The organism is Thermostichus lividus PCC 6715, assembly GCF_002754935.1.
Lineage (GTDB): Bacteria > Cyanobacteriota > Cyanobacteriia > Thermosynechococcales > Thermosynechococcaceae > Thermosynechococcus > Thermosynechococcus lividus.
Map to the genome: position 1 here is coordinate 1,337,911 of NZ_CP018092.1, position 25,586 is coordinate 1,363,496.

A 25,586-nucleotide genomic window follows, 5' to 3' on the forward strand; every position below is an offset into this window, starting at 1 on the left:
AACGTAGGAAACTGCTTTGCTTTAAGTGTTGTCCGTGAACCAGTCAGTCTAAGCTATGAGGCTAGAAGAATCCCCTGCCTTTAGGCATGGGAAGCCTGCCAGAGCGTGCTCCCTCACCACGACCCACTCATGCGGCAGCATAAAATGTTCGCTATACAATAGACGTGATGTTTGGTGTTAGTTGCTATCGTGAGTTGGCAGCCGCATTGGAGACCGTGGACATCTGTGGTGGGGGTAGGGCTGGTCTTGCTATTGATGCCCCGGGCGATCGCCGCGACAACAACCCTCAAAGATTCCCCCAAAGCCCTTGTGGATGAAGCATGGCAGGTCATCTACAAAAACTATATTGACCAAACCTTTAATCAGTTGGACTGGCCGTCTATTCGCACTGAGTTGCTCTCAAAGCGCTACAGCGATCGCGATGCCGCCCATCGGGTGATTCAGCAGACGCTAATGCGCCTCAATGACCCCTACACCCGGTTTTTGCCCCCGCAAGAGTATAGCCAGCTTCTGTTACAAACCCAAGGTCAGCAGGTGGATGTGGGGATTACCCTTGTCGAGGCAGGGGAACTATTTCGGGTCAGCACGATCCAAGCGGGGTCGGTGGCAGCCAAAAGCGACCTCAAGGTTGGTGACGAGATCCTAGCGATTAATGGTCGGGGGAGCGATCGCCTCACCTTAGAGCGAGCCACCCTTGCCCTGCGCGGACCGGCAGGAAGTAAGGTGCGCCTTTTAGTGCGCCGTGAGGGCAGGCCACAGCCCTTTAGTATTGAACTGACCCGAGCCGGGGACATTCCCCGCACCGTTAACTTTCAAACCCTGACGGTGGGTCAGCAGCGGGTGGGTTACATCCGCCTCAGTGGGTTTAATAGCCGCTCGGTGGAGCAGATGAAAGAGGCGGTAAACATCCTCAAAGGCGAGCGGGTGCAGGGGTTTATCCTTGATGTGCGCCATAATCCAGGGGGGCTGCTAGAGGCGGGGATTGAAATTACTCGCCAATGGCTAGACTCGGGGGTTATTGTCCGCATTCAGCAGCATCAGCGGGAGGAAACCATTCGGGCACAGCAAAACGCCATCAGTCACCTACCCCTTGTCATATTGGTGAACCACACCTCCGCCAGTGCCAGTGAAATTCTAGCGGGTGCCCTACAGGATCAGGGACGAGCCACGGTCGTGGGCACTCGTACCTTTGGCAAAGTGCGGGTGCAGGCGGTACACGAAATGGCGGATGGCTCTGCCCTAGTGGTGACGATCGCCCGCTACTTAACCCCCCGTGGCACCGACATTTCCGCAGGGGGAATCACCCCCGATGTAATGGTGGCAACCGACCCAACGGTGGATTTAGAGTTGCGCCTTAATCCCAATCTTTTGCCGCGTCCCACAGACCCAGTCATGGTCAAAGCCCTAGAATTGTTAAACACCAAAATTAGCGATCGCCGCTCTGCCAATGTCCGCTGATGCTTTAGTCTCTCCCGCTGCTCCAGCCTTGATTGCCCCCTGCTCTCCGCTGCGGCTGGGGGTGCTTGCCTCCGGCAGTGGCACCAATTTTGCTGCCCTTGCGGCGGCGATCGCCAACGGCGAACTGCCAGCAACCCTTCAGGTACTGATCTACAATAACCCCAAGGCCTTAGTTGCCGAGCGAGCACAGCAGTGGCAGATTCCCAGTGTGCTCCTAAACCATCGGCACTACAATAGCCGCGAAAGCCTAGATGCCGCCATTGTCGAAACCCTAAAAACTTACGATGTCGAGTGGGTTGTGATGGCGGGTTGGATGCGGATTGTTACCCCTGTGCTCTTGAATGCCTATCCTCAGCGAGTGATCAATCTCCACCCCAGTTTGTTGCCCAGTTTTCGGGGGCTACACGCTGTTGAACAAGCTTTGGCTGCTGGCGTGAAAATTACTGGCTGTACGGTGCACCTTGTCGAAGAAGCGGTGGATAGTGGCCCAATTTTGGTTCAAGCTGCTGTTCCAGTCTTGGCGGAGGATACCCCCGCAACCCTGCACGCGCGCATTCAACGTCAAGAGCATCATATTCTTAAGCAGGCGATCGCCCACCTTGCTGCTGCCCACTCCCTGAGCCGTTAGCGGTGGCAGCCCAGCCACAAACTGACGATCATCACATTTGAGCAATCCCTGAGCGCATCTTGCGATTGCATGAAACGCATCAATCGTCAGTTAGCGAAGGATCTGAATTTGCGGGAGACTCTTCATCTTCAATAGACGATAAAATACTACACTCTGTCCCCTTTTTTAGGTCGCTTAACCTAACTTTCAACACTTCTGCTTCTGTCGATAAACGGTAACCTATGGAACTGCGAAATCGCCTTGGGGGAGTCAATATTTACCTTGTCGGGATGATGGGTTCCGGCAAAACCACGACTGGCAAAGTACTAGCAAAACGCTTAGGCTACGGCTTTGTGGATACTGATGCCGTTATTACACAGGTGCGCCAACAGTCAATTCGGGAGATTTTTGCCCGTGAGGGGGAAGCCTACTTTCGCCAGTTGGAGCAGCAAGTTCTAGCGGAGGTATCCAGCTATCACCATTTGGTGGTGGCCACGGGCGGTGGCATTGTTCTCAGTTCGCTGAACTGGAGCTATCTGCGCCATGGAATTGTGGTGTGGTTACACGTGCCCATTGCAGTCCTGTGCGAGCGTTTAGCCGCAGATGCTGAGCGCCCTCTGCTGCAAGAGCAACCCCTCGAAGAGCGATTGAACCAGATCATGGCCGATCGCCATGCCCTCTATGCCCAAGCAGATCTCGAAGTGGTGATCAGACAAACGGATACGCCAGCAAAGGTGTGCGATCGCCTCTGGGAGGCTCTACCCAGTATTCTTAAGCCCATTGCTTCAGATGCACCCCCTAAAGAACCATGCTAGAACTTCTCGCCATCCTTTCAGCCGCGGCGGCTGGGGGCTTACGGCTAGCCTTACCGCTGCTATTGATTGGTTTGTTACAAGGGCCACAGCTATGGTCAGCAGTGCCGTTACTGGGGAAGCTATCCCCGTACTGGGTTGTGGGGGTTCTGACGGGTTGGGCGTTCCTAGAGCTATTTCTAAGGGGGCATCCTTGGGGATACCGTCTGATTATCTTGGTGCAACTCTGTTTTAGTCCCTTTGTGGGTGCCCTACTGGGGATGACGGTGGCTACAGCAACCGCAACCCCTCAATGGCTGGTGGGCACTCTCAGCGGCTTATTTGCCCTTGTGGTGCAACTGGTGCAGGTGGGATGGTTCTATCGCCTTGGCAAGCTACCGCGCTGGCTTGTAGTGGCTCAAGATATCCTGTGCATTCTCTTAATCTTATTTGCCCTCAAAGCGCCCACTCAAGGTGGCCTGATTGCCCTGCTGTTGCTGTGGCTAGTGGTGCGGAGTGCCAAGGATTGGCGACAACAGCAACAACGGACTCAAAAGCAACTGCGCTGAGTCACTCTACCCCCCAAGTCTTATGCTACAGTCTCCCTAGGGTGGACGGAGAACTCGTTATGGATATGCGTCAAAGTGTGATCGCAACAATTGTGTTGGGGGCGATCGCCAGCGGTCAGAGCATTGCTAGTCCTTCACCGCAACTGCGACAACTATTCACCACCAACGCCTGTCCGGGCTGTGACCTGAGTAATGCCGATCTACGCGGATATAACTTGGCTGGAGCAAACCTGCGGGGAGCCAATCTCCAAGGAGCCAATCTCCAGGATGCCACGCTACTGCTGGCCAACCTTGAGAGAGCAAACCTCAGTAATGCGAACTTAACAGCGGCCTACCTCGAACGCGCTAATCTGCAACAGGCGAATTTGACTGGCGCAACCCTCGTGCTAGCTACCCTGCGCCATGCTAGCTTCCGCCGTGCCAACCTCACGAATGCCAACCTCAGTGGTGCGGATATTCGCTATGGTGATTTTCGTCGTGCCAACCTCAGCAGTGCCAACTTCGAGCAAACGAACCTGCAATGGGCACGTCTGAACGGTGCAACTATGAATCAGACCAATTTTGAAGAGGCCTATCGCCCTCGTATGCCCTACGGCCTTAACCTGTGGTAGGAGCCGGCGATCGCGCTGAGGCTACAAACGGGTTGGCAACGTTCTGTACCTGCCACCTAATTTTCGCCACTTTTGGGAAGTCAGTTATGGGAAAAGCGAAGCAACGCGGCTTCAGCCCGTTGCGTAGCATCCTTTGGGAATCCCCTCTCTTTCAAGGAGGGGAGAAGTCAAGCCCAGCCTTCGATAGTCACATCTACGCGATCGCCCTCGTGAGACAGCGGTGCGATGTTTAGGTAATAAAGAGGAGTATCTGCGGATAGATTGCGCAGCCAGTGAAGGCATTGGGCATCCACATGGACGTAGGAGCCTGTTTCTACGGGGGTGCGAGTTAAGGCAGTTGCAGCCACCGCATTGGCAGGCGGAGTCATCGGGCAGGTAATGAGTTCGCCAACCCCAGCCACAATTAAAAAGACATCATCCCCACGGTGGTGGTAGTGAGGGTAGTTTGCCTGTCCTGGCTCAATGCGATAGAGACTGGAGGCCAAGTCTGGATTGTGATGATCCAGCGGGCAAACAGCATAGCCCGGTCGTTTGGGAATCCACGTTTGACAACGGTCAACTAATTCTGGAAAGGAAAAAACAACCATAGTCGTTGGGGTCAATAGCCAAATTCTGTCTATGGGTTTATTGTATCCTCTAGCGATCGCGGTATCCTAGCTAGGCAGTGGGCTAAAGCCGGAGTCTTGGATGAGTATGCAAATCCCTGTGATTGTTGTTGGTGCCTTGGGCAAGATGGGTCGCGAGGTGGTTAAGGCGGTGCAGCACGCCCCAGATACTCAACTCTACGCAGCCGTTGATCGGCACCACATCGGTGAAGATGTTGGCGAAGTTCTGGGGGTGGGGGCGCTGGAGGTTCCCCTCAGCGGCAGTCTCCAAGAGGTTTGCGTTGCCGCAGCCCAAGAAAAACAGCCAGTTGTCATGGTGGACTTTACCCACCCCCAAGCAGTTTATGAGAATGTCCGCATGGCCATTGCCTACGGCGTTTATCCGGTGGTGGGGACGACCGGCCTCAGCCATGACCAGATTGCTGACCTTGCCGAGTTTGCAGATAAAGCAGAGATGGGAGCGGTGATTGCTCCCAACTTTTCGATCGGTATGGTGTTGCTGCAAGAGGCCGCTATTCGCGCTAGTCAGTACTTTGATCATGTGGAAATTATTGAACTGCACCACAATCAAAAGGCGGATGCCCCCAGTGGAACAGCCGTGCAAACTGCTCAGCGCTTGGCAGAGCTAGGTAAACCCTTTAACCCTGCCCAAGTGGAGGAAACGGAACATCTGGCTGGTGCTCGTGGTGCTCACGCTAGTGGCAATATTCGCATTCACAGTGTGCGCCTCCCGGGGTTAATTGCCCACCAAGAGGTGATTTTTGGCTCAGCAGGGCAAGTCTATACCCTCCGCCACGATACTAGCGATCGCCAATGCTATATGCCCGGTGTCCTCTTAGCCATTCGGAAAGTTATCCATCTCAAACGCCTGATCTATGGCCTTGAAAAGCTGCTCTGAGGGATAGCACATCTGGCACATTATCGAATCGAATTGGTAGTGGTGAACAGTTGACATCCTCCCTTCACTGCGCTCAGGAAGGGGATTCCATCGGAATACAAGGGTATCAAGGAAGGAGTTGAGGTGGTTGCTGTACCACCTGCCTATACCAGTCAAACCTGCCATTGTTGCTTGCATATTGGGCTGAGGACTGAAAAAAAGTTCAAGTGTGGGCATTGCGGATGGATTGGTGATGCAGACCTAAATGGAGCAATCAATATTGCGCTTTTGGGGCAGTCCGTAACGCTGCCTGGAGGCTCCTGGCTGGCTTGCGAGATAGCCGGAGGGCTACAGAAAGCCTCGCCCTTCTAGGGCGGGGAAGTTTACCCTCATTGTCGGCATCTATGGCATGAACTTTGATCCTGAAGTCTCGCCTTGGAATATGCCAGAACTACGTTGGTATTGGGGGTATCCCCTCTGCTGGGCAATCATGTTGGCGGTGGCTTCCAGCCTATTTGCTTTTTTTGGGCGCAAGGGCTGGTTCCAAAGTAGTACTGGCATTGATCCACCCGATTTGAATTGTTGATCGCTGATTTGCAGGTCAGCCCGTGTAGCTGTTCTAAGCCTATGCGGCATGGGGAATTCAAGCGGTCGGTAGAGAGCATCCCAACCCAACAGGAACGGTAGTTCCTTGCCATCTTTAGTGAAGATGCGTTATAGTAGATAAGCCAAGACGACGCGGGGTAGAGCAGTCTGGTAGCTCGTCGGGCTCATAACCCGAAGGTCCATGGTTCAAATCCATGCCCCGCCATACATAACCTTTTGACACTAAACTGAGAGTGTTGTTTCTGATAGGCGGCCATCTTCCATGTGGATCAGGCGATCGGCCACGTCTAGGATGCGGTTGTCGTGGGTCACAATTAGGATGGTGCAGCCCTGCTCCCGTGCTAGGTTGCGCATGATTTCCACCACATCCCGACCAGATTTTTTATCGAGGGCAGCCGTGGGTTCGTCAGCAAGCACAATTTTGGGATGCGCCACAAGGGCACGGGCGATCGCCACCCGCTGCTTTTGGCCGCCAGAGAGTTGGTGGGGATAGTAATCCAGATGATCTTGGAGGCCAACGGCGCAAAGCATTTCATCGACCCGCTTTTTCGCCTGTTTCGCTGAAACGTGAGGTTGCAGATCCATTGCCATCTGCACATTTTGGCGAGCCGTGAGAGCATGGAGCAAATTATGGCCTTGAAAGATGTAGCCTGTTTGGCGGCGGATTTGAATTTGCTGCTCAGTGGTAGAATGGCGCAGTTCTTGACCTAAAACGCGCAAGCTGCCTTCTTGAGCAGAGCGCAGGGCACCAATGAGGGTCAAGAGGGTTGTTTTGCCAGACCCTGACGGTCCTGTCATAATTACAATTTCACCCGCATCAATGTGGGCGGACAGATCAAAGAGTACCTGTTTGCGCAGATGACCATGGCCAAAGTAGTGGTTTAGCCCCTGAATACTGATCACTGGCTCCATTAGCGTCTCCTAGAAAATATCCGCCGGATCCGCTGCCTGCACCCGCCGCATGGCGATCGCCCCCGCTAGGGTACACATCGTAACGGTCAAGGTAAAGACAAGCGTTGCTCGCTCCAATGTCATCCACACCGGCAACGAGGTGGCATTGGCAATCACCGTATATAAAGCAAACGAAACAACAAAGCCCGGTAAAAAGCCAAGACAAGACAGAATCAGCGACTCTTGCATCACCACGCCATAAAAAAAGATATCGCGGTAGCCCATGGCTTTGAGGGTGGCATATTCTGCAAGGTGGTCGGTCACGTCGGTATAGAGGATTTGATAGACAATCACCGAACCAACAATAAACCCCATCAACGCACCAAGGGAAAAGATAAACCCAATGGAGGTACTCTTCTCCCAGTAGCTCCGCTCAAACTCAGCAAAATCGTTGCGGGTCATCACCAGCACATCGTTCCCCAAGGTTGCGCCAATTCGCTTCGCAAGTGCCTTGGCATCCACGCCGGGCTTAACTCGCACCAGCCCCACATCAATCAGGCCGGGGTTGCGATCCGGAAACATCCGTAAAAAATTAAGATCACTCGTGAGCAGATTACCATCTGCGCCAAAGTTCGCCCCCATGGTAAACAAACCCGCCACCTGAATGCGCCGCCCCGACACCTCTGTCGTGACAGGTTCACCGGTGCGGTACAGTTCGGGGATAGGACCAAATTCAGCCCGTGACTGGGCATCGAAGAGCACGTGATCCGATAGCTTCAGCGCATTTTGCCAACCCGGAGTATCCGACACCTGCAGTGCCATAGCCATTGGATCGACCCCAATCACCATTAGTTGACGGGTACTTTTGTTGATGGGGTTGCGCCAAAGACCAAAGCTTAGGTAGAGCGGCGAAATCGACTCTACTCCGTCAAAGCCTGCCGCTTGGAAGAGCCGTCGTCGCGGAAAGCTTTTCATCGCAATGAGGGCAGTGGACTGCGGACTGATGAGCACGATGTCGGTGTTCAGGCTTTCGTGGAACCGCACCGCTGCTTTGAATAGGGCGTCGCGAAAGCCAAACTGCATCAGCATGAGCACAACGGCAAAGGCAATGCCAGCGATCGCCACCAAGAGACGAATGCGCTCGCGAATAAGTTGTAGCCAAGCAAGGGGAATCGCAAAAATCATGGGTGTGCCTCAGGAGCGCGGATCAATCGCAACTTCCACCTGCATATTCGTTAGCCCCGCTACAGGTTTACTCTCCGCTAAGCGCACCCTGACCTCCACCACCCGTACATCCGTATCGGCAGCCGGATCAGTCCCTGTCAGGTCATTCTTGGCCACCAACAATCCCACACGGGTCACCTCGCCGGCAATCGGTGCAGCAAGGGCGCTACTGCGAATTTCCGCCCGCTGTCCCACCCGCACTCGCGGCACATCTGTTTCGTAAACCTCCGCAACGGCGTACATTTGATCCGTGTTACCTAGTTCCAGAATGCCTTTGTCGTTAATGTTTTCCCCCGCTCGCGTATGAATCCGTAGCACAGTGCCATTCCGGGGTGCCCGGATAGTGGCGCGCTCTAAACGGGCTTCTGCGAGTTCTAAATTACGCTCCGCCGACAGTAGTTGCACTTGGGTTTGCACCCGCCCTAGGTTCGCTTGAGCCGCTTCCACCTGAGCCGTTGCAGTGGCCAGTTCAGTCCGTCGCTCCTGTTGCAAGCGCACAAGGTTGGCCTGGGCATTGCGGAGTTCTTCTTGCAGCGTGCGGACTCGGATGGCACGATCATCCAGATCCTGTTGGGACACTGCACCGTCACTAAAAAGCTGCCGAAAGCGCTGATATTCACGATCGGCGGTGTCGAGTTCAGCAGTGATCCGCTGGAGCGTGGCTTGCTGCGCCTGAATTTCCGCAAGCTTGGGTTCATTGACCCGCTCACGCCGTGCCTGAGCTTCACCAATTTCGGCTCTTGCTAAACGGGTTTCGGCATCAAACCGCAATCGTGCTTCTTGAAGCTGACTGGCGGCCAAATCCCGCTCCGCTTTGCGCTCAGGATAGGTATCTAGGTAGGCTAGCACTTGACCCGCAACGACCCGATCGCCCTCCTGAACCAAGAGTTGTCCCAAGCGTTCGGTCATGGCGGGGGCACTGACGGCAATCACCTCCCCCTCCGGTTCTAAGCGGCCTAGGGCAGTAATGCGATCGCTGACAGGGCTGGGAAGTGCTGCTGAGGTGGCCTCATCTTGGGCAGAGCGGCGTAACTGCTGCCAATAGCTCACACTGATGCCGATACTTACCAAGCCGAGAGCGATCGCCCCACCGATGAGCCATGGACGACCGACGTGAAATGGAAACGGCTGTCCCATTGGAGCACCCTCAACTGATCCAGGGCAAAAAGGCCACTAGCGTTATTCAATCTTAATACATCCGCCCCTCTTTGTTAAGGAATAATAAGTCCCTCGCACCTGTGACCTGCATTTAGCCTGACTCAGGAAAACCCATAGATGAAACCTTGGGTACAGGAGCTTGAATCAGCAATTGACCATCGCTAAGGCGATCGGCAACCAATGGTACGATCGCTCTACACACATCATTCATTCCAAGTATCGTTCATGAGCGCCCCCCTCACCATCGACTCTGTACTCGCTGTTTTGCGCCCTGTGGAAGACCCAGAGCTGCGGCGATCCCTTGTGGAACTGAATATGATCCGCGATGTACAGATCACGGATGGTCGGGTGCAGTTTACCCTTGTCCTCACAACTCCTGCGTGCCCACTGCGGGAGTTTATTGTGGAAGACTGCAAAAAAGCCGTGTTCACCTTGCCAGGGGTCATGGCGGTAGATGTGACGGTTACAGCAGAAACGCCTCAGCAAAAAAGCCTACCGGATCGTACCGATGTGACAGGGGTGAAAAACATTATTGCCGTCTCCAGTGGCAAAGGGGGGGTGGGCAAAAGCACCGTTGCGGTTAATTTGGCGGTGGCCTTGGCGCAAGCCGGCGCTAAGGTAGGCATTATTGATGCCGATATTTATGGCCCCAACGTCCCCACAATGCTAGGCCTCGAAAATGCCATTGTCGAAGTCCGTAAGGAGGCCAGCGGTGATGTGTTGCTCCCTCCAGTGGCCCATGGCCTCAAAGTAGTCTCCATGGCCTTTTTAATTGATCGCGATCAGCCAGTGATCTGGCGTGGCCCCATGCTTAACGGCATTATTCGCCAATTCCTTTACCAGAGTGATTGGGGGGACCTCGACTATCTCATCGTCGATTTACCCCCTGGTACCGGCGATGCCCAGCTCACCCTTGCCCAAGCGGTACCCATGGCCGGTGTGGTCATTGTCACAACCCCTCAAACCGTCGCCTTAGGCGATGCCCGCCGCGGCCTACGCATGTTTCAGCAGTTAGGGGTCGCGGTGCTGGGGCTGGTGGAAAACATGAGCTATTTTATTCCGCCGGACTTACCCAATCGGCGCTACGATATTTTTGGCACCGGTGGCGGAGATGCCCTTGCCGCTGAACTGGGCGTGCCTCTCCTAGGCCAAGTTCCCCTTGAACTAACGGTGCGCGAAGGCGGGGATGTTGGCCTGCCGATTCTAATCAACCATCCCGACTCTGCCTCAGCCCAAGCCCTACGGGCGATCGCCCAGCAGGTGGCAGCACGAGTCTCGGTCGCCGCCCTCAGTGCAGTGGGATGAAGGCAAAAAAGTTAAAAAATGCCAATTTTTGGTGGGCTGCGCTGCTGTGTTTGGGGCTGGATCGCCTCACCAAGGCTTGGGTTGTTGCCAATTACACCCTAACAGTCCCGCCGCAAACAACCCCCATTCTGCCCGGTATTTTTCACATTACCTACGTCACCAATACAGGGGCTGCCTTTAGCCTGTTTGCCAATGGGAGCCTCTGGCTGCGCTGGTTATCGCTGCTAGTTAGTTTACTTCTCATCGCGTGGGCTATCTGGGGGCCTCACCTCAACCGCTGGCAGCAGGTGGGCTACGGTTGCTTACTGGGCGGTGCCCTCGGCAATGGAATTGATCGCTTCTTGACTGGTGAAGTGGTGGACTTTTTAGACCTGCGCTGGATTCAGTTTCCAGTCTTTAATATCGCTGACATTGCCATCAATATCGGCATTCTCTGCTTACTGTGGTCTGCATGGCGGCAATCATGAGTGACTTTGAAGGTTTCAACGAGTACTGTAGCCACTGCTCACCACAAATGTTGTATTGTTATCACTCAACTGCGGAAAACTAGGGGGTGGGCAATGGTTAAATTGGCCAAAGTAGGCATCCAAGGGGGGTGGCAAGGGTGGTAACGTGACTTGGGTGTCACCCTTGGCAATGTCTGGCCAGAGAGTCGAGAGCGGCTTGGCTAAGGCAGTCGCTTGCCCTTCAGGGAGGTTAAAGGGCGGTAGCATTAAAAACCGTGCCATAAACCCAGCCCCCCGTTGCAGCATCCACTCGCGTGACTGTGCAGCCAAATTGGGATAGGCTGCTAAGGATTCAATACAGAAGGATTCCACCTGTACCTGCCATTGACCATGCTCGGTTTCAGTTAAGGTGAGGCGGCGGTAGGGGTGGGGGTAGCTGACTAAGGCACCCGTTGTGAGGTCAAACACACCATCAGCATAGGCAATATCCTGAATGTGCAGGTGGCCAGTTAACACCAGTGAGACACCAGCGCGTTGCAGAAGGGTGTGTAGGGCTAGGCGGTTCTTGAGGAGGTATCGCTGCCCCATTGGACTTTGGCTTTGTTGCGGCCAATGCTCTAAGAGGTTATGGTGCACCATCACCAGCCGTAAGCCAGCAAAGGGCTGAGCCAACAGTTCCTGAAGCCATTGAAGTTGCTGGCAATCTAACTCGCCCAGTTGCTGACCTATAGGGCTAAACTGGTTCGAGTTTAAGGCAACGAGTTGTATGTTTTTGCTAAGGTGGGTGACGTAATAGTGTGTGCTTCTCTGGCCGTACCCTGCATGGGCATAATACTGGGGAAACTCAGCCCAGCCAATGCGGCCTGCGCTCGCCACAGGTCGGGGAACATCATGATTGCCCGGAATCACATAGGCGGGAATGGGCAGGGTTCGTAAGTATGCCTGCAACCACTGATGATTAGCCACCTCGCCATCTCGGGTGAGGTCTCCCGGCAGGAGCAGCGCGTCTATACCGCGCTCTAGCAAATCAGTAACGGCGGCTTCAAACGCTGGAATACTGATGGTGTAAAGAAAGAGGGGGAGGTGATCTGTCGGAATGGTCTCCGGCAAGGCAATGTGTGGGTCGCTAATGATACCGAGGCGCAATACCATCCCCACTCCTAGTGACGAAAGTGTCGCTGACCGGTAAAGACCATGGCAATACCGGCTTCATTGGCCGCTTGAATGGAGTCGTGATCCCGCAAGCTACCGCCAGGTTGAATAATGGCGGCAATCCCTGCTAAGGCCGCTGCCTGTACGGAGTCGGCAAAGGGGAAAAAGCCATCACTGGCTAGCACTCCCCCCCGCGCTGCCTCGCCCGCATCGGCAAGGGCAATTTGCACGGCTCCCACCCGATTGGCTTGGCCGGCGCCAATGCCTTGGGTTTGGCGATCGCGACTCACGACAATGGCATTGGACTTCACATGCTTGACCACCTTCCAAGCAAAGAGGAGTTCCGCCATCAGTTCCGGGGCTGGTTCCGCTGCTGTCATGACCTGCCATGTGTCTGGTTCAATAGGCATCGGGCGAATATCTTGGACTAAAAATCCGCCAGCAATGGTTTGAATGGCTGTTTCCGGTGCCTCAGTCAGATCGCTGAGGGTCAGTACCCGTAGCTTGGGCTTTGTTTTTAGGATGGGGAGTGCCTCTGGCTCACACCCAGGAGCTACAACGCATTCTAAGAAGGTACCGGTAAGGGCTTTGGCGGTGGCGGCATCAATGGGTTGGTTGAGAGCGACAATGCCGCCAAAGGCAGAGACACTATCGGCAGCAAAGGCACGCTCATAGGCCTCAAGGAGGGTGTTCCCCTCCGCAACCCCACAGGGGTTGGTGTGTTTGATGATCGCCACTGCTGGGGTATTGGTCTGGGTAAATTCGCTAATGATAGCGCGGGCGGCTTCAAGGTCAAGGAGGTTGTTATAGCTGAGTTCTTTTCCTTGGCATAGCTCGGCGGCAGACCAGCCCCTAGGCGCTGTGCCAGTCATATACCATGCGGCGACTTGGTGTGGGTTTTCGCCATAGCGCAGCACTTGTTTTTGTTGGCCACTGAGATGAAAGACGGCTGGTAGATGAATTCCCTTAGAAGGTGGCATGGCAATTTGCTGCAAGTAGGTGGCGATCGCCTGATCGTAGCTGGCCGTAAGCACAAAGGCACGTTGGGCACACTCTAAGCGATACTCCAGTCGGGGCTGCTTGTACAGGCGTAATTCGTGAAGATAGCTGTCGTACTGGCTCGGGTGGACTAACACCGTGGTGTGAGCATAGTTTTTGGCCGCTGCTCGTACTAGGGTAGGCCCGCCAATATCAATTTGCTCGATCGCCTCTGCTACTGTAATGTTGGGCTGCGCAATGGTCTCGGCAAAGGGATAGAGATTCACCACGACCAAATCAATGGGGTCGATCCCGTGCTCAGCCAGATCTGCTAAATCCTCGGGGCGATCGCGGCGAGCGAGGATACCACCATGAATTTTAGGATGAAGGGTTTTAACCCGCCCCCCCAAGATTTCTGGGGCAGCGGTGTACTCGGCAACGGCGGTCACGGGAATGCCCGCCGCCGCTAGAGTTTTTGCAGTGCCCCCACTGCTGAGGAGCGTAAAGCCAAACTCCTGTACCAATGCCGCAGCAAAGTCCGTCACTCCAGTTTTATCACTGGTACTGAGTAAGGCAATGCGCCCCACGCCGTGTCCCTCCAATGGCAACGTCTAGACAATTCATCCTAGCGGAACATGCTGCTGACAGAGCTATCTTCATGGACACGCCAAATCGTTTCCCCAAGAATACTGGCCACCGACAGCACCGTTAATTGCTCAAACCGCTGAGTTTCTGGTACCGGAATTGTATTGGTGACAATGACTTCCTCAAAATCGCCCCCCTGCAATCGTTCAATGGCTGGTGGCGAAAATACTGCGTGGGTCGCACAGGCATACACCTCCTTTGCTCCCTCCCGTCGCAGTAGCCGTGCCCCTTCCAAAATGGTGCCCGCCGTATCAATCATGTCATCTACCAGTATTGCGGTTTTCCCCTTAACATCCCCAACCACATTCATCACTTCGGCCACATTATGGGATTGGCGACGCTTGTCAATAATGGCTAGGGGGGCATCGTCCAGCTTGTTAGCAAAGGCACGGGCACGAGCCACCCCGCCCACATCCGGTGAGACCACCACAATGTCTTCGAGGTTTTTACTGCGCAGGTAATCTAAGATCACTGGCGAGCCATATACATGATCCACCGGAATATCAAAATAGCCTTGAATTTGTGCCGAGTGCAGATCCATTGCTAAAACGCGACTTGCCCCTGCTTGGGTAATCAGGTTGGCCACCAACTTGGCCGTAATGGACTCACGCCCAGCGGTTTTGCGATCGGCTCGGGCATAGCCATAGTAAGGAATGACCGCGGTGACTTGTCGTGCCGACGCACGGCGGCAGGCATCCACCATGATCAATAGTTCCATGAGATGGTCGTTCACCGGATGGCAGCAGGGCTGAATGAGGTACACATCACAGCCGCGAATGGATTCCTGAATCTGCACATACAGCTCGCCATCCGCAAATCGCTTCCGTACCATTGGGCCTAAGTCAATGCCAAGGTAGCGGGCAATTTCTTGAGCGAGGGGAATGTTGGCAGAACCAGCGAAAAGCTTTAGGCGACTGTGGTCGGCAATGTAAGAGGGAGTTGTAACGGGCAGTGGAACAGTGCGAATCACAGCATCTCCCCAAGATGGCGTGCATTTTATGTGATCTTATCATTTTCGATTTCGAGCGCGTCCCCCCTAAGATTGAATTTATGACAGCATTCGTTTGGGGAGCATAACATTTGCAGCAGCGGCGATCGCAATTCCCCCAAATGGGGGATGTTTTCCACGGCTCGACACTAGCAGCATGGCTGTTTCTGTTGCCTGCTGTGGGTCTTCTGACGCTCTTTGTCTTTGCGCCAATTGTGTACGTTATCTATTTGAGTTTTACCAGTGGCAGCTTGACTCAAGGGGGTATGGCTTGGGTCGGTGGGCAAAACTATCAACGGCTCTTCCAAAGTCCCGATTTTTGGCAAGTTGTGGGCAATACCCTGTACTTTACAGGGGCGACAGTGCTGCCTACCATCTTGATGCCGCTGGCCTTAGCCGTGGGGCTGAATCAGACAGTCTTTGGCCGCAGTCTTTTACGCACTGCTTACTTTTTGCCGACAGTGACCTCGATTGTGGCCGCTGGCTTGGGTTTTCGCTGGTTGTTTCAAACCGATGGGTTAGTCAATCATCTTCTTGCGGCGCTGGGAATGCCGGCGATTGCATGGCTCAGTGATCCAAGCTGGGCAATGCCGGTGCTCATTCTCCTGAGTAGTTGGAAACAACTGGGCTTTAACCTTGTTGTATTTTTAGCAGGCTTGCAAACCATCCCCGGCGATCGCTACGAAGCCGCCCTTTTAGATGGTGCCAACCCATGGCAACAATTTCGTTACATTACCCTACCGGGGTTGCAGCCAACCCTCATCCTTGTTTTGGTGACCACCACCATCTTTACCCTGCGTAGCTTTGAGCAAGTCTATGTCGTAACCGGTGGCGGCCCCCTGAATACAACAAACCTGTTGGTATTTTATATTTACCAACAGGCTTTTGCGTTCTTTGACATTGGCTATGCGGCCGCCGCAGCTACGGTGCTTTTGGTCGTCACCCTTGGCTTGACGTGGTTGCAGCTACGCGCCCGCCAAGACCCTCACTCCTAGAGTGAGGAGCCTAACCCTGCGTAGGCACCATAGAAAAATAGGCCAACAATGACAATGACCCCCATTCCGGCCACTGTGGCAACGACCCACAGGGGAATGCGCCCACCTTCAGACATTGTGACATCCTCCTAAGCGATAAATGATGATCACGATCTAATGAATTAGTTAGTTAAAGAAATAGCTAGAAAACAATAGTGCTAAGACAAACACCAGCAGCAGCCCTAAGTATAGGGATGTGCGGTTCAGTTCAACCGGTTGACGATTTGGGTTCGGTTCCATGGGAGCACCTTCTGCTAACGTTGAATGAATTGCATGGCCGCGATCGCCCCCAAAAAGAAAATGGTGGGCACGGCCAAGGTGTGAACGGCCAACCAGCGGACCGTAAAAATAGGATAGGAAACAGGTTCTTGGTTCGGTGTATTACTGGTCATAGCAATCCTACTTTAATTGTTGTAAAAATGTTTCAACTTGTTGTTTGCTTTCAAAGCGGTCAGTAACGAGGGGAATCGTCCGCTGCTCTTGGGCAAAGTAGCTATCGGGGCGCGGCGTTCCAAACACATCGTAGGCCAAACCGGTGCTGACAAACAGCCAGCCAGCAATAAACAGTGCCGGAATAGTGATGCTATGAATCACCCAATAGCGGACGCTTGTAATAATGTCGGAAAATGGTCGTTCTCCTGTCGTTCCAGCCACGTTGAGATGCCTCCAAAGTGTCAAAAAAGCAAATGGTACTATCCATGATACGCAAGTAAGGGAATCCTCACAATCGGATCTTTTTACCCTCATGCCTAAGCTAACCCAAACTCTTGTAGAGCAGGCCAAAAATTACGATTTTCATGGCCAGGTTGGCTCAGTTTCACGAGGGCAAAGCGTTGTAAATCAGTCAGCGCCGCCCATTTTTCTGTTGTGAGGGTGTGGTGACTGACGGTTGTCAACTGCTGCTGTACGGTATCGGGAATTTCACTAGTGACCTGCCACACAAAGGTGTCAGGCACCTCCAGATCATTGGGGGGAGCACCATGGCTTTGGGTAACCCACTCCCGCAGTTGCTCTCGATAGTGTTCCTTTTCTGCAGGGCGATCGCAGGGCGTGCTAACCAGCCATTGCCGCTGTTCGTGGGATAGCTGATGCCAGTGAATTAGCTTGAGCTTCACGCCACAGAGATCGAGCTTGTAGCGAACAATCATGGGAATACATCGCAAGGAGGCAGTAAACTCGGCCTCAAAATCAAAGAAGCAAGACATTACCAGACGCTCTCGATAAAAATCGATCTTCTCCCCCAAGGCAGGGGATTCCTAAAACTCACGCTTTAGGGTGCTGATTGTTTCCATTATCACGCCCCAGTGGTGCCTAGGAGGGTACGCATCGCCTGACGGATCACCGCTGCATCGACTGGGGGTTGCCATGGATTTCCGGCGCGGTGCCTCTATCAAGGGTTTGATTGAGTACATCAGGAATCAAGAAAAGCCGTCCTGAAGGACGGGGCTTGCATCGCAATGGGTTTGGTCACCTCGGCGATCGCGGTAACCTCCGCAGCAGTGTCCTCTCGAATCACCATAGGACGACTCATCAGAGCACCAAGCAGCTAGCACGACGTATCCTTGCGACGTTTGGGGGAGTGCCTGTACCAACGGGGAGCTAAATATCAAAGCGATAGCGCACAGCTCCAGTTTCTGGATCGTTAAACACGGTTGCGTAGCCTACTCGCTGTGCTTCGAATAATAGCTCTTCAATCGTTTGGGCATCAAGTTGGGTATATAGGGCTGCTTGGGCAGCAGAGAGCACTCCACCATGATCTTTAGCGGCTTGGAGAAGACGGAGCATTGGGCTAGGGGTGTCTTCGGTGAGCCACTCCTGCGACCGGAGATAGCGTCCCCGCAAGTACGTATTGCGGTGAGCAACCATACCCGGAATTAAAACTAAGTCTAAGAACTGCCCAACGCCACAAAAGCCAAAGGTGATTAAGTACAAAACACCCATAATTGGCTGGCCGACGTAAAACCGCTGGATGCCACAGAGACCAAATAAACTCAAGCACCACAGGAGATAGGCAACCCATACCTTCAAGAAGTGAGGCTGGGGTACCCCTTGACTTGATTGCGGTGTGTTTTGGTAGTGCAGTGTTTGCGGCATTTTTACGTCACTGATGCATCCATAAACTATCTTAACGACTTAGCTAAATCGGCGGGAAGTTCCGCACTGTATGTGTGAATTGTGTTTACTCAACGAAGATGAGTGTCGGGGGTAGGTGACACCGGACATCCCCATCCTCAGAACAGAAGCCGGATCAACGGCTGCGCTCCATTTCAAGACGATAGCGATTTTTCTTTGTAGTTTGAATCTCTTGGATCACGAGTTTGCCTTTACCTCGAATGGTGATGAGGTCGTTCACTTTGACGGCATACCGGGGGTGCTGCACAACGTGCCAGTTGACGCGCACCATACCACTGCTAATCCATTCACTTATTTTGCTGCGGGAGAGGCCAAATCCAGCTGAGGCAACGACATCGAGGCGCAGAGAGGCTTCGACGGTGGTGAGATGCTTGGTTTGCGGCGGCGCAATGGCCAATTGATCCCAAGGACAGGGGGCAACGGTTACAGCTGCCTCTAGGGCTGACTTAAAATCGATATAGGTGGCGGGGTCAAACAGAAAGTTACCGCTAATGCGCACCAAGGCTAGGGGAGGACGTTGATCGTCTAGGGATAGCTCCGCAGGGGCGATCGCCATTGCTGAATAACTTCCCACTCTGTTACACGACTAATGAGGGGCAGGGTTGCCGTAAAAGTTTGACGAACCGGTGGGGGCATCAGCACGGAATCAGAACCCACAGGTGGAACGATTTCCTCTTGGGCAACACAGGTAGGTGGCGATGATTCCTCTTGCGTAAGCAGTTCCTCATACAGCTTACAGGTTGTCGGACTGGGATTGACCCCCAGTTCTGCTTGCAAGGTCATCATGGACTGGTGATACACCCGTAGCACACCTTTAGTTGTGTTTAGTTGTGCGCTGGAACTGCCAACAACAGAAACCGCCTAGCGTTGCTGAATAGACGTATGACTTTCGGGTTTGAGTCTTTTGCCGCCCTCACCCTAGCCCTCTCCCAAAGGAGAGGGAACAAGACTCTTAGCTTCCTTTTCCCTGGGGAGAAGGGTTGGGGATGAGGGAATTCATAGCTACATTCAGCAGCACCCTTCCGATTATGCTGGCCTACAACCTCTATAACTATTTGGTATTCCGTGGCTAGGTGGTTGCCTAGAGGCCTCTCCCAATTTGGTAAGCTAGGGAATGCCCTTTAAGATCCACCGATGCTATGGCCACCTCCACTAGCTTTGATCTCGATGCCCTCAATCAACAGTTCGAGGGCGCACACCCCCGTGACATTCTGGCTTGGGCTGTGGCGGCCATTCCCCAGGGATTGGTACAAACCAGTGCGTTTAATGTCGATGATGTCATGATCACAGACTTGCTGTACCGCGAGTTGCAGCCTACCCCCGCCGTGCCTGTGCTCTTTTTAGATACGCTCCACCACTTTCCGGAAACCCTTGAGTTTGTCCAAAAAGCTAAGGACACCTACCAGCTTGACCTGCATACCTACAAAATTCGCGAGGTGGATAGTCGAGCAGCCTTTGCTGAGCGCTATGGCGATCGCCTGTGGGAAACCAATGTAGAGCAATTCCATTACCTAACAAAAATTGAACCTTTGCAGCGGGGCCTAGCTGAACTGAACACCGTTGCTTGGATTACCGGGCGGCGCCGCGATCAGGCCGTGACCCGGGCTGACATGCCCTACGTGGAACGGGATAAAGACGGTCGCCTCAAAATCAATCCATTGGCTGCTTGGACACGCAAGCAAACTTGGGCTTACGTGGCAGAGCACCATGTCATCTACAATCCTCTGCATGATCGTGGCTATGCCAGTATTGGCGATGAACCCTTAACCACACCGGTAGGGGAAGGGGAAGACGAGCGCGCTGGCCGCTGGCGCGGCATGGGCAAAACGGAGTGTGGTATTCACATCTAGCCCTATGTACTTTCAGGATATTATTGCTACCCTGCATCAATTTTGGGCAGCTCAGGGATGCCTGATTGTGCAGCCCTACGATGTGGAAAAAGGGGCGGGCACCAAAAGCCCCCACACATTTCTGCGCGCCCTTGGCCCTGAGCCGTGGTCGGTGGCTTACGTTGAACCCTGCCGACGACCGGCAGATGGTCGCTATGGCCAAAATCCTAACCGCTATCAATACTACTATCAGTACCAAGTGCTGATTAAACCTTCTCCCGATCGCATCCAAGAGATCTATTTAGACTCCCTGCGCGCCCTTGGTATTCGCCCGGAAGATCACGATATTCGCTTTGTGGAAGACAACTGGGAAGATGCGGCAGTTGGCGCGTGGGGGGTGGGCTGGGAGGTGTGGCTAGACGGCATGGAAGTGACCCAGTTTACCTATTTTCAGCAGTGTGGCGGCCTCGATTGTCGGCCGGTTTCCATTGAAATTACCTACGGGCTGGAACGGTTGACAATGTACCTGCAGGAGGTGGATGCGATCGCCGACATTCGCTGGAATGAAACCCTTACCTATGGTGATGTTCATCTCCAGGGGGAAATTGAACAGTCCACCTATAACTTTGAAGCGGCGGATCCGGAACGCCTATTTGCGCTATTTAGTCTTTACCAGCAGGAGGCAGAGCAATTACTGGACAAGCAGTTGGTGCTACCGAGCCTAGACTACGTGCTGAAGTGTTCCCATACCTTTAACCTCTTAGATGCTCGGGGGGTGATTTCGGTGGCGGAACGCACCCGCTATATTGGCCGTATTCGTAGTTTGGCGCGACGGGTTGCCCAAGCCTATGTTCAACAACGGGAGGCCTTAGGATTTCCACTGCTCAGACAGGCTGCCGCCGCTTAACCTGCTCAGGAGAGACTCCCATGGGTCAATCGTTGCTGCGCTGGCACCCCCTAGGGCTGTGTGCCTGTTTAGTTGTGCTTTTACCGGCTTTGGCGGCGGATGTACCCCGCTTTTTGAGTCCGCGCCAGTTTTGGGGACAGTTAGTGTATCGAGTCACCCCCGTCAAACCTGAGAAAGTGGTGGCGCTCACCTTTGATGATGGTCCGTGGGGCGACTCCACCCGCAAGCTGCTCAGCATTCTCAAAGAGCATAATGTCAAAGCCACGTTTTTTGTGGTGGGTAAGCATTTACTGATGTATCCTGATCTGACTGCGGAGATTGTCAAGGCGGGGCATGCGGTGGGCAACCACAGTTGGAGCCACGCCTACACCCCTATTGCTCCAGAGGTGGCAAAACAGGAAATTGAAAATACCTCTGCCCTAATTGCTAAACAAAGTACCGCCCAAACCCGTTTATTTCGCCCTCCGGGGGGGCATCTGGAAACGGGGTTAGTGGCCTATGCCAAATCCAAGAACTATGCCATCATCATGTGGTCAGTGGATACCCACGATACTAAGCCGAATACAACCGCCGCACAGATTGTTGAGCGCACCCTAAACGACGTGAAACCCGGTGCCATTATTTTGCTCCATGATGGCGGGGGCGATCGCGCCGTTACCCGTGCAGCTCTCCCCACCCTGATTCGCCGCCTCAAAGCGCAGGGCTATCGCTTTGTCACGGTGCCGGAACTGCTGGAATTAGCTGTTAAAGCGCCGCCACCTCCCCCTCAACCGACAGTCCCACCGGAGTTCAGCCCCCCATTGCCCCAAAAGCCACCCCCAGATCCGGCGGTTAGTGAAAATCCACCGACCCAGACCCCGCCTGTTACCCCCTAGGGAGAGGATTGCTTGATACTCCCCATGCCTAAAGGCAGGGAATTCTTGAGCGAGTCCACAAAGAAACCCTCAAAGGCGTTATCCATGCACCCCTACCAACTCCCCTAAGACATACTCCCAAGGTTGTTGCTACTTTTCTGAGGATGTTAGCCGCTCCATTACAGTCGGCATTGATATACAGGTTTTGACCAGTCCTATACAACCCTCTCTTAACTCTTTTGCCTGATGCACTCCACGTTTGCCGACATGACGACACTACATTCCCACGGAGGAACGGCAAACCACCCTCGATTGTTAGCCCCGGGTGCAGGCTTGGCCAAAGGTGCGGCGCGGCATGGGATGTCGAAAGTGAAATAGAAAGGCATTTTGACGCAGATCCCGTGGCTCGGGGGTACGCTCCCAAAGGGTTTCATAAAAGAAAAAGGAAACGCCAAAGCCTGACTGTTGAGCTGCCTCCACCTTCGCATCTACCAGTTGAATGGGGACGGGGTTCGTGCGCAACCCCGTAAGCACGCCCACCGCCGTGGGAATTTTCGCCTGTGCTTGGAGCAGTTCCGGTTGAGCCAGTTGCTGGACAAAGCTCGGGAGATTGTAACGATAGACTTGTACTACTACTTCATCGGGAATCCCTTGAGCAACCCACTGCGGCCAGTCCTGTAGAAAACTCTGGTAAGCCGTAGGCAAGGTGGTGGGCGATACTGAGAAAATGGCATAGGGAAACTCCTGCTTCACTCGCTGGCGCAGGCTTTTGACAAAGGCGGTGAGTTTATCGGCACGCCAGCGCATCCATGCCTCATCGCGGGGGTTTGCTGGGACTGGTTTTTTAGTTTCCTGTTCGTAGAGACGGCGGGTGTAGGCATCATAGCCGAATTCCGTCGGCAGACTCAGGTGATCGTCAAACTGAATACCATCCACAGGGTACTGACGCAACACTTCTAGGACAATATTGGTGAGAAATGACTGCACTTCAGGATGTAGCGGGTTGAGCCAAGCCACCTCCCCTGCAGCAGTGAGGCGGGTGGTCTCGCCATTGACCCCTTGGGTCAGCCAATCGGGGTGGGCGATCGCCAGCTCTGAGGTTTCCGGCACCATGAAGCCAAATTCAAACCACGGAATCACTAAGAGATTGCGGCAATGGGCTTGTTCTGTGAGTTCCCGAAGAATGTCGTAGCCCTGTACCCCTTGCAGCACAAAGGGTTGAATCCCTAAATGAGTGGCCGTTGCGCTTGGAAAGCTGACATAGCCGGAATTCCAAACCACTGGATAGAGGGTATTAAAATTCAGGCGTTGCAAATCGTTGAGCGCCGCTTCGAGACGGGGGCGATCGCGCAACATGGGCATATCGTTGGCGGTTAACCACACGCCACGAATTGGTGCCATGCCCTGAGCCTGTAGGGGGAGGAGCCTCCAGCACAGACCAAGGCAAAGCAGACAGAGGAACAGCCAAAGCCGATAGCGACGACGCACCATAGGGTTACAGCGCAAGGGGGCGTAGCTGCCCTGCCTCCAGTGCCATGATTTGGGTGCAAACGCTCTGCAAGAAGGGGACATCGTGACTGATAATCATTCCTGGTGTCTCATTCTGCTGCAAAAAGGCTGTTAGGGCTTGACAACTCCGACGATCTAAAAAGGCGGTGGGTTCATCGTACAAGATGACGTGGGGGCGCATGGCCAATATACCGGCGATCGCTACCATCCGTTTTTCGCCACCCGAGAGTTGATGGGGCACGCGCTGCGCTAAATGAGTGGTCTGGGTAGCCGCTAATGCCTCTGCAACCTGCCTGTGCACCGCTGCTGGAGGGACACCTAAATTTTGCGGACCAAAGGCCACATCCTCCGCCACGGTTGCACCAATGAGTTGATCTGCAGGATTTTGCAGCACCACCCCCAACTGTGGCTGAAATTGACCGGCAACGACAGGATGGCCGCAACAGTGAATACTTCCCTGCTGCGGGGACAGCACCCCCGCACACAGCAGCAACAGGGTTGTTTTACCGCAGCCATTATCGCCAATAATCCCGAGGCGATCGCCAGCCGTAATTTGCAAATTCAGCCCTTGCAGCAACGGCTCAGCGGCAGTGTAGGCAAAATGCAAATTCCTGATCTCTAGGAGGGCAGCCACCCGAGTTACCTTGCAATGGGTTTAGAGGGTCAAGGCTTGGGGGTTTGTTTCAATTAGCTTTGCTAAATCCCGTAGAAAGGCCGCTGCATCGGCACCGTAAATCACCCGATGATCACAGGTGATATTCACCTTCATTTGCCGCTTCACCCCCAACAGACCCTCCTCGGTGGCCACGACCGTGGGTTGCGAGGCACCCACCGCCATAATTGCGCCTTGCCCAGGCGTGAGAATGGCATCAAAACTATCAACTCCAAACATCCCTAAGTTAGAGAGGCTGAAGGTACCGCTGTTGTACTCCTCGGGTTGCAGTTGCTTAGCCCGAGCGCGCTCCACAAGGTCTTTCCAAGTGCGCGAAAGGGTATAAATATCAATCTGATCGGCATTTTTCAGCACAGGAGTAATCAAACCGCCACCGGGCATGGCCACCGCCACCGCTACGTTAATGTCCTGCCGGTATTGAATCCCTTGCTCGGTATAGTACGCATTCATAATGGGGTGCTTTTGCAGCGTTAGGGCGATCGCCTTGGCCAAGAGTGCTGTCATCGTCACCCCCTTGGACTTAATCTGCTGGTAGAGCCGATCCAAGGCATCGGTGGTAATGGTGTAAGCCACATGGAAGTCTGGAATCGCCAAGCTGGCAACCATATTCCGCACGACCGCATTTTGCAGTGTGGTCAGGGGCACCAGATCCTCCTTGGCCACCACAGGGGCGGTGGGAGCAGCCATAGGCGATGAGGTCACCGCAGGCGCAACAACGGGTGCAGGTGCTGTACCGATGAGTGCTTCCACATCTGCTGCGGTAATCCGCCCCCTGGGACCTGTGCCCTTCAGGGTTTTCAGATCAATGTTATGCTCTTTCGCCAACTTGCGGGCACGGGGGGAAGCCACAACCCGCGCCGCAGGGACAGTGGCAACCGCTACAGGGGCTGAACTGGTCTGCGGGCTGCCATTACTCACGGCGGCTGCTGTGGGAGTGCTGGCCGGAGTGGCGGAGTGTGCCTTCGCTTTTGCCTCTGCAATTTCCGCTTCTGTTTCCGCCACTAAACCAATTGTGGAGCCAACAGGAGCGGTCTCACCAGCGGGCACTGTAATCACCGCCAAGTAGCCGTCATAGAACGACTCCACATCCATATCAGCCTTGTCAGATTCAACAATTAAGACCGTTTCGCCCTTGGCTACCTTATCGCCCGGGGACTTGAGCCACGAGACAATTTTGCCTTCTGTCATGGTGGAGCTTAAAGCGGGCATAAACAGTTCACGAATCATAGAGGCTGTATCCTTGTTCTTCGGCAATGATGGGTGATGACTCAAACATTAAGCTTAGGCTAGAGGGTGCCGCGAATCTCTTCAATGACACCATCGCGCATCAAAATTTCCACTTGCATTTTTTGGATCAGGTTATCCCCTTTGGTGACGTAAAAGAAATTATCGACTTGACCCTGATCGACTTCCTGCCCGTCTTCTAGGCGTTGTACTTGATCCAATTGCTGTAGGATAGTATTTTTCTGCTGCAAGAGTTGGGCTTTCTGGTTGTTGGCTTGGGCCTGTACCTCTTGGATGCGGGCATTGACTAAGTCTTGGGCTTCCCCAGTTTTGCGCAGCTCGCCTATCACTTGCTGCAACTGCAAGTCTAATTGTTGAATTTGAATGTCAACTTGATTGAGTTGCGCCTGTAATTGCCGCTGGGCATCTTCTTTCCAAAGGGGGGTTACGACTGCTTTGACTGAAATTTGCCGCCGCAGGAGCAGTTTAGTGTCCATAGGATCTGTCATGTA

At 53.8% G+C, this 25,586-nt stretch carries 31 protein-coding genes, 1 tRNA gene and 3 pseudogenes; 15 read left to right on the top strand and 20 right to left on the bottom strand.

Annotated features, from left to right (window positions below):
- Window positions 1–189: 189 nt before the first annotated feature.
- The 5 genes from BRW62_RS06730 (at window position 190) to BRW62_RS06750 (ending at window position 4,036) form a co-directional block, all read left to right on the top strand.
- Window positions 190–1,458 (top strand): S41 family peptidase, encoded by a 1,269-nt coding sequence (locus tag BRW62_RS06730; RefSeq protein ID WP_227517285.1) that lies wholly within the window; start codon window positions 190–192, stop codon window positions 1,456–1,458.
- On the top strand, window positions 1,448–2,086 hold the full coding sequence (purN, locus tag BRW62_RS06735) for a phosphoribosylglycinamide formyltransferase (RefSeq protein WP_099798808.1): 639 nt from the start codon (window positions 1,448–1,450) through the stop codon (window positions 2,084–2,086). The genes BRW62_RS06730 and purN overlap by 11 nt, the downstream gene beginning before the upstream one ends.
- Window positions 2,087–2,307: 221 nt before the next feature.
- On the top strand, window positions 2,308–2,880 hold the full coding sequence (locus BRW62_RS06740) for a shikimate kinase (RefSeq protein ID WP_099798809.1): 573 nt from the start codon (window positions 2,308–2,310) through the stop codon (window positions 2,878–2,880).
- Window positions 2,874–3,425: a DUF4126 domain-containing protein gene (locus tag BRW62_RS06745; protein WP_099798810.1), complete on the top strand. Its 552-nt coding sequence runs from the start codon at window positions 2,874–2,876 to the stop codon at window positions 3,423–3,425. The genes BRW62_RS06740 and BRW62_RS06745 overlap by 7 nt, the downstream gene beginning before the upstream one ends.
- A 59-nt stretch (window positions 3,426–3,484) precedes the next feature.
- The gene (locus tag BRW62_RS06750) at window positions 3,485–4,036 is read left to right on the top strand and encodes a pentapeptide repeat-containing protein (RefSeq protein WP_227517286.1); all 552 of its coding nucleotides are present in this window, start codon (window positions 3,485–3,487) and stop codon (window positions 4,034–4,036) included.
- Window positions 4,037–4,203: 167 nt separating this feature from the next.
- On the opposite strand, the gene BRW62_RS06755 is transcribed toward BRW62_RS06750, so the two are convergent.
- Window positions 4,204–4,623 (bottom strand): cupin domain-containing protein, encoded by a 420-nt coding sequence (locus tag BRW62_RS06755; RefSeq protein ID WP_099798811.1) that lies wholly within the window; start codon window positions 4,621–4,623, stop codon window positions 4,204–4,206.
- Between the two features lie 100 nt (window positions 4,624–4,723).
- Here BRW62_RS06755 and dapB point away from each other — a divergent pair, with 100 nt between their 5' ends.
- The 4 genes and pseudogenes from dapB (at window position 4,724) to BRW62_RS06775 (ending at window position 6,329) form a co-directional block, all read left to right on the top strand.
- A complete protein-coding gene (gene dapB / locus BRW62_RS06760) occupies window positions 4,724–5,539 on the top strand; it encodes a 4-hydroxy-tetrahydrodipicolinate reductase (protein WP_099798812.1) in 816 nt (271 codons plus the stop codon).
- A 93-nt stretch (window positions 5,540–5,632) separates the two neighbouring features.
- Window positions 5,633–5,890 (top strand): annotated as a pseudogene (locus BRW62_RS14510) (zinc ribbon domain-containing protein); the annotation flags it as partial.
- 13 nt (window positions 5,891–5,903) lie between these two features.
- Window positions 5,904–6,104 (top strand): annotated as a pseudogene (locus tag BRW62_RS06770) (CorA family divalent cation transporter); the annotation flags it as partial.
- 151 nt (window positions 6,105–6,255) lie between these two features.
- Window positions 6,256–6,329, top strand: a tRNA-Met gene (locus BRW62_RS06775).
- 17 nt (window positions 6,330–6,346) lie between these two features.
- On the opposite strand, the gene BRW62_RS06780 is transcribed toward BRW62_RS06775, so the two are convergent.
- From BRW62_RS06780 to BRW62_RS06790, 3 genes are read right to left on the bottom strand one after another with little or no spacing between them, the layout of a single operon-like run.
- Window positions 6,347–7,036 carry a DevA family ABC transporter ATP-binding protein gene (locus BRW62_RS06780; protein ID WP_099798814.1) on the bottom strand — a complete coding sequence of 230 codons (690 nt, stop codon included), beginning with the start codon at window positions 7,034–7,036 and terminating at the stop codon, window positions 6,347–6,349.
- Between the two features lie 9 nt (window positions 7,037–7,045).
- Window positions 7,046–8,200: an ABC transporter permease DevC gene (devC, locus tag BRW62_RS06785; protein WP_099798815.1), complete on the bottom strand. Its 1,155-nt coding sequence runs from the start codon at window positions 8,198–8,200 to the stop codon at window positions 7,046–7,048.
- A 9-nt stretch (window positions 8,201–8,209) separates the two neighbouring features.
- On the bottom strand, window positions 8,210–9,376 hold the full coding sequence (locus BRW62_RS06790; protein ID WP_099798816.1) for an ABC exporter membrane fusion protein: 1,167 nt from the start codon (window positions 9,374–9,376) through the stop codon (window positions 8,210–8,212).
- Window positions 9,377–9,622: 246 nt separating this feature from the next.
- On the opposite strand from BRW62_RS06790, the gene BRW62_RS06795 reads away from it, so the two are divergent.
- Window positions 9,623–10,702, top strand: coding sequence for an Mrp/NBP35 family ATP-binding protein (locus tag BRW62_RS06795; RefSeq protein ID WP_099798817.1), 1,080 nt, complete (start codon window positions 9,623–9,625; stop codon window positions 10,700–10,702).
- Window positions 10,699–11,169 carry a signal peptidase II gene (lspA, locus tag BRW62_RS06800; protein WP_099798818.1) on the top strand — a complete coding sequence of 157 codons (471 nt, stop codon included), beginning with the start codon at window positions 10,699–10,701 and terminating at the stop codon, window positions 11,167–11,169. The genes BRW62_RS06795 and lspA overlap by 4 nt, the downstream gene beginning before the upstream one ends.
- 15 nt (window positions 11,170–11,184) lie before the next feature.
- Here the strand turns inward: lspA and BRW62_RS06805 are convergent, their stop codons facing one another.
- From BRW62_RS06805 to BRW62_RS06815, 3 genes are read right to left on the bottom strand one after another with little or no spacing between them, the layout of a single operon-like run.
- Window positions 11,185–12,300 carry a metallophosphoesterase family protein gene (locus BRW62_RS06805; protein ID WP_099798819.1) on the bottom strand — a complete coding sequence of 372 codons (1,116 nt, stop codon included), beginning with the start codon at window positions 12,298–12,300 and terminating at the stop codon, window positions 11,185–11,187.
- A gap of 8 nt (window positions 12,301–12,308) precedes the next feature.
- A complete protein-coding gene (gene purH / locus BRW62_RS06810; RefSeq protein ID WP_099798820.1) occupies window positions 12,309–13,865 on the bottom strand; it encodes a bifunctional phosphoribosylaminoimidazolecarboxamide formyltransferase/IMP cyclohydrolase in 1,557 nt (518 codons plus the stop codon).
- A 38-nt stretch (window positions 13,866–13,903) separates the two neighbouring features.
- Window positions 13,904–14,893: a ribose-phosphate pyrophosphokinase gene (locus BRW62_RS06815; protein WP_099798821.1), complete on the bottom strand. Its 990-nt coding sequence runs from the start codon at window positions 14,891–14,893 to the stop codon at window positions 13,904–13,906.
- A 140-nt stretch (window positions 14,894–15,033) separates the two neighbouring features.
- On the opposite strand from BRW62_RS06815, the gene BRW62_RS06820 reads away from it, so the two are divergent.
- Window positions 15,034–15,906: a carbohydrate ABC transporter permease gene (locus tag BRW62_RS06820; protein ID WP_099799870.1), complete on the top strand. Its 873-nt coding sequence runs from the start codon at window positions 15,034–15,036 to the stop codon at window positions 15,904–15,906.
- Here BRW62_RS06820 and BRW62_RS06825 read toward each other — a convergent pair.
- From BRW62_RS06825 to BRW62_RS06860, 8 genes are all read right to left on the bottom strand, one after another.
- Window positions 15,903–16,022, bottom strand: a complete 120-nt coding sequence (locus BRW62_RS06825; RefSeq protein ID WP_099798822.1) for a photosystem II reaction center protein J — start codon at window positions 16,020–16,022, stop codon at window positions 15,903–15,905. The genes BRW62_RS06820 and BRW62_RS06825 overlap by 4 nt on opposite strands.
- Window positions 16,023–16,071: 49 nt before the next feature.
- Window positions 16,072–16,185: a photosystem II reaction center protein L gene (locus tag BRW62_RS06830; RefSeq protein ID WP_099798823.1), complete on the bottom strand. Its 114-nt coding sequence runs from the start codon at window positions 16,183–16,185 to the stop codon at window positions 16,072–16,074.
- Between the two features lie 14 nt (window positions 16,186–16,199).
- On the bottom strand, window positions 16,200–16,337 hold the full coding sequence (gene psbF, locus BRW62_RS06835) for a cytochrome b559 subunit beta (RefSeq protein WP_099798824.1): 138 nt from the start codon (window positions 16,335–16,337) through the stop codon (window positions 16,200–16,202).
- A gap of 7 nt (window positions 16,338–16,344) precedes the next feature.
- Complete coding sequence (gene psbE / locus BRW62_RS06840; RefSeq protein ID WP_099798825.1) at window positions 16,345–16,599, bottom strand: cytochrome b559 subunit alpha; 255 nt, start codon at window positions 16,597–16,599, stop codon at window positions 16,345–16,347.
- A gap of 95 nt (window positions 16,600–16,694) precedes the next feature.
- On the bottom strand, window positions 16,695–17,150 hold the full coding sequence (locus BRW62_RS06845) for a nitrate reductase associated protein (protein ID WP_099798826.1): 456 nt from the start codon (window positions 17,148–17,150) through the stop codon (window positions 16,695–16,697).
- 394 nt (window positions 17,151–17,544) lie between these two features.
- Window positions 17,545–18,039: a TM2 domain-containing protein gene (locus tag BRW62_RS06850; RefSeq protein ID WP_099798827.1), complete on the bottom strand. Its 495-nt coding sequence runs from the start codon at window positions 18,037–18,039 to the stop codon at window positions 17,545–17,547.
- A 154-nt stretch (window positions 18,040–18,193) separates the two neighbouring features.
- The gene (locus BRW62_RS06855) at window positions 18,194–18,634 is read right to left on the bottom strand and encodes a S4 domain-containing protein (protein ID WP_099798828.1); all 441 of its coding nucleotides are present in this window, start codon (window positions 18,632–18,634) and stop codon (window positions 18,194–18,196) included.
- Complete coding sequence (locus tag BRW62_RS06860; protein ID WP_099798829.1) at window positions 18,604–18,888, bottom strand: hypothetical protein; 285 nt, start codon at window positions 18,886–18,888, stop codon at window positions 18,604–18,606. Before BRW62_RS06860 ends, BRW62_RS06855 begins: the two co-directional genes overlap by 31 nt.
- 329 nt (window positions 18,889–19,217) lie before the next feature.
- On the opposite strand from BRW62_RS06860, the gene cysH reads away from it, so the two are divergent.
- From cysH to BRW62_RS06875, 3 genes are read left to right on the top strand one after another with little or no spacing between them, the layout of a single operon-like run.
- On the top strand, window positions 19,218–19,928 hold the full coding sequence (gene cysH, locus BRW62_RS06865) for a phosphoadenosine phosphosulfate reductase (RefSeq protein ID WP_099798830.1): 711 nt from the start codon (window positions 19,218–19,220) through the stop codon (window positions 19,926–19,928).
- A 4-nt stretch (window positions 19,929–19,932) separates the two neighbouring features.
- On the top strand, window positions 19,933–20,814 hold the full coding sequence (glyQ, locus tag BRW62_RS06870) for a glycine--tRNA ligase subunit alpha (RefSeq protein ID WP_198405918.1): 882 nt from the start codon (window positions 19,933–19,935) through the stop codon (window positions 20,812–20,814).
- A 20-nt stretch (window positions 20,815–20,834) separates the two neighbouring features.
- Window positions 20,835–21,689 (top strand): polysaccharide deacetylase family protein, encoded by an 855-nt coding sequence (locus tag BRW62_RS06875; RefSeq protein WP_099798832.1) that lies wholly within the window; start codon window positions 20,835–20,837, stop codon window positions 21,687–21,689.
- 28 nt (window positions 21,690–21,717) lie between these two features.
- Here BRW62_RS06875 and BRW62_RS15180 read toward each other — a convergent pair.
- The 5 genes and pseudogenes from BRW62_RS15180 to BRW62_RS06900 form a co-directional block, all read right to left on the bottom strand.
- Window positions 21,718–21,924 (bottom strand): annotated as a pseudogene (locus tag BRW62_RS15180) (RNA-guided endonuclease TnpB family protein); the annotation flags it as partial.
- A 59-nt stretch (window positions 21,925–21,983) separates the two neighbouring features.
- Entirely contained in the window at window positions 21,984–23,159 is a 1,176-nt protein-coding gene (locus BRW62_RS06885) for a glycoside hydrolase family 10 protein (RefSeq protein ID WP_099798833.1), read from the bottom strand.
- A gap of 4 nt (window positions 23,160–23,163) precedes the next feature.
- Complete coding sequence (locus BRW62_RS06890) at window positions 23,164–23,811, bottom strand: energy-coupling factor ABC transporter ATP-binding protein (RefSeq protein ID WP_099798834.1); 648 nt, start codon at window positions 23,809–23,811, stop codon at window positions 23,164–23,166.
- 21 nt (window positions 23,812–23,832) lie between these two features.
- Complete coding sequence (locus BRW62_RS06895; RefSeq protein WP_099798835.1) at window positions 23,833–25,077, bottom strand: dihydrolipoamide acetyltransferase family protein; 1,245 nt, start codon at window positions 25,075–25,077, stop codon at window positions 23,833–23,835.
- A 59-nt stretch (window positions 25,078–25,136) separates the two neighbouring features.
- Window positions 25,137–25,583 carry a YlqD family protein gene (locus BRW62_RS06900; protein ID WP_099798836.1) on the bottom strand — a complete coding sequence of 149 codons (447 nt, stop codon included), beginning with the start codon at window positions 25,581–25,583 and terminating at the stop codon, window positions 25,137–25,139.
- Window positions 25,584–25,586 lie beyond the last annotated feature (3 nt).

What these genes read in the sequence shown, in the direction of transcription:
- purN (WP_099798808.1), top strand. Translation starts at nt 1,448, where the DNA reads ATGTCCGCTGATGCTTTAGTCTCTCCCGCTGCTCCAGCCTTGATTGCC.
- BRW62_RS06740 (WP_099798809.1), top strand. Translation starts at nt 2,308, where the DNA reads ATGGAACTGCGAAATCGCCTTGGGGGAGTCAATATTTACCTTGTCGGG.
- BRW62_RS06745 (WP_099798810.1), top strand. Translation starts at nt 2,874, where the DNA reads ATGCTAGAACTTCTCGCCATCCTTTCAGCCGCGGCGGCTGGGGGCTTA.
- BRW62_RS06750 (WP_227517286.1), top strand. Translation starts at nt 3,485, where the DNA reads ATGGATATGCGTCAAAGTGTGATCGCAACAATTGTGTTGGGGGCGATC.
- BRW62_RS06755 (WP_099798811.1), bottom strand. Translation starts at nt 4,623, where the DNA reads ATGGTTGTTTTTTCCTTTCCAGAATTAGTTGACCGTTGTCAAACGTGG.
- dapB (WP_099798812.1), top strand. Translation starts at nt 4,724, where the DNA reads ATGAGTATGCAAATCCCTGTGATTGTTGTTGGTGCCTTGGGCAAGATG.
- BRW62_RS06780 (WP_099798814.1), bottom strand. Translation starts at nt 7,036, where the DNA reads ATGGAGCCAGTGATCAGTATTCAGGGGCTAAACCACTACTTTGGCCAT.
- devC (WP_099798815.1), bottom strand. Translation starts at nt 8,200, where the DNA reads ATGATTTTTGCGATTCCCCTTGCTTGGCTACAACTTATTCGCGAGCGC.
- BRW62_RS06790 (WP_099798816.1), bottom strand. Translation starts at nt 9,376, where the DNA reads ATGGGACAGCCGTTTCCATTTCACGTCGGTCGTCCATGGCTCATCGGT.
- BRW62_RS06795 (WP_099798817.1), top strand. Translation starts at nt 9,623, where the DNA reads ATGAGCGCCCCCCTCACCATCGACTCTGTACTCGCTGTTTTGCGCCCT.
- lspA (WP_099798818.1), top strand. Translation starts at nt 10,699, where the DNA reads ATGAAGGCAAAAAAGTTAAAAAATGCCAATTTTTGGTGGGCTGCGCTG.
- BRW62_RS06805 (WP_099798819.1), bottom strand. Translation starts at nt 12,300, where the DNA reads ATGGTATTGCGCCTCGGTATCATTAGCGACCCACACATTGCCTTGCCG.
- BRW62_RS06820 (WP_099799870.1), top strand. Translation starts at nt 15,034, where the DNA reads ATGGGGGATGTTTTCCACGGCTCGACACTAGCAGCATGGCTGTTTCTG.
- BRW62_RS06825 (WP_099798822.1), bottom strand. Translation starts at nt 16,022, where the DNA reads ATGTCTGAAGGTGGGCGCATTCCCCTGTGGGTCGTTGCCACAGTGGCC.
- BRW62_RS06830 (WP_099798823.1), bottom strand. Translation starts at nt 16,185, where the DNA reads ATGGAACCGAACCCAAATCGTCAACCGGTTGAACTGAACCGCACATCC.
- psbF (WP_099798824.1), bottom strand. Translation starts at nt 16,337, where the DNA reads ATGACCAGTAATACACCGAACCAAGAACCTGTTTCCTATCCTATTTTT.
- BRW62_RS06845 (WP_099798826.1), bottom strand. Translation starts at nt 17,150, where the DNA reads ATGTCTTGCTTCTTTGATTTTGAGGCCGAGTTTACTGCCTCCTTGCGA.
- BRW62_RS06850 (WP_099798827.1), bottom strand. Translation starts at nt 18,039, where the DNA reads ATGCCGCAAACACTGCACTACCAAAACACACCGCAATCAAGTCAAGGG.
- BRW62_RS06855 (WP_099798828.1), bottom strand. Translation starts at nt 18,634, where the DNA reads ATGGCGATCGCCCCTGCGGAGCTATCCCTAGACGATCAACGTCCTCCC.
- cysH (WP_099798830.1), top strand. Translation starts at nt 19,218, where the DNA reads ATGGCCACCTCCACTAGCTTTGATCTCGATGCCCTCAATCAACAGTTC.
- glyQ (WP_198405918.1), top strand. Translation starts at nt 19,933, where the DNA reads ATGTACTTTCAGGATATTATTGCTACCCTGCATCAATTTTGGGCAGCT.
- BRW62_RS06875 (WP_099798832.1), top strand. Translation starts at nt 20,835, where the DNA reads ATGGGTCAATCGTTGCTGCGCTGGCACCCCCTAGGGCTGTGTGCCTGT.
- BRW62_RS06885 (WP_099798833.1), bottom strand. Translation starts at nt 23,159, where the DNA reads ATGGTGCGTCGTCGCTATCGGCTTTGGCTGTTCCTCTGTCTGCTTTGC.
- BRW62_RS06895 (WP_099798835.1), bottom strand. Translation starts at nt 25,077, where the DNA reads ATGATTCGTGAACTGTTTATGCCCGCTTTAAGCTCCACCATGACAGAA.
- BRW62_RS06900 (WP_099798836.1), bottom strand. Translation starts at nt 25,583, where the DNA reads ATGACAGATCCTATGGACACTAAACTGCTCCTGCGGCGGCAAATTTCA.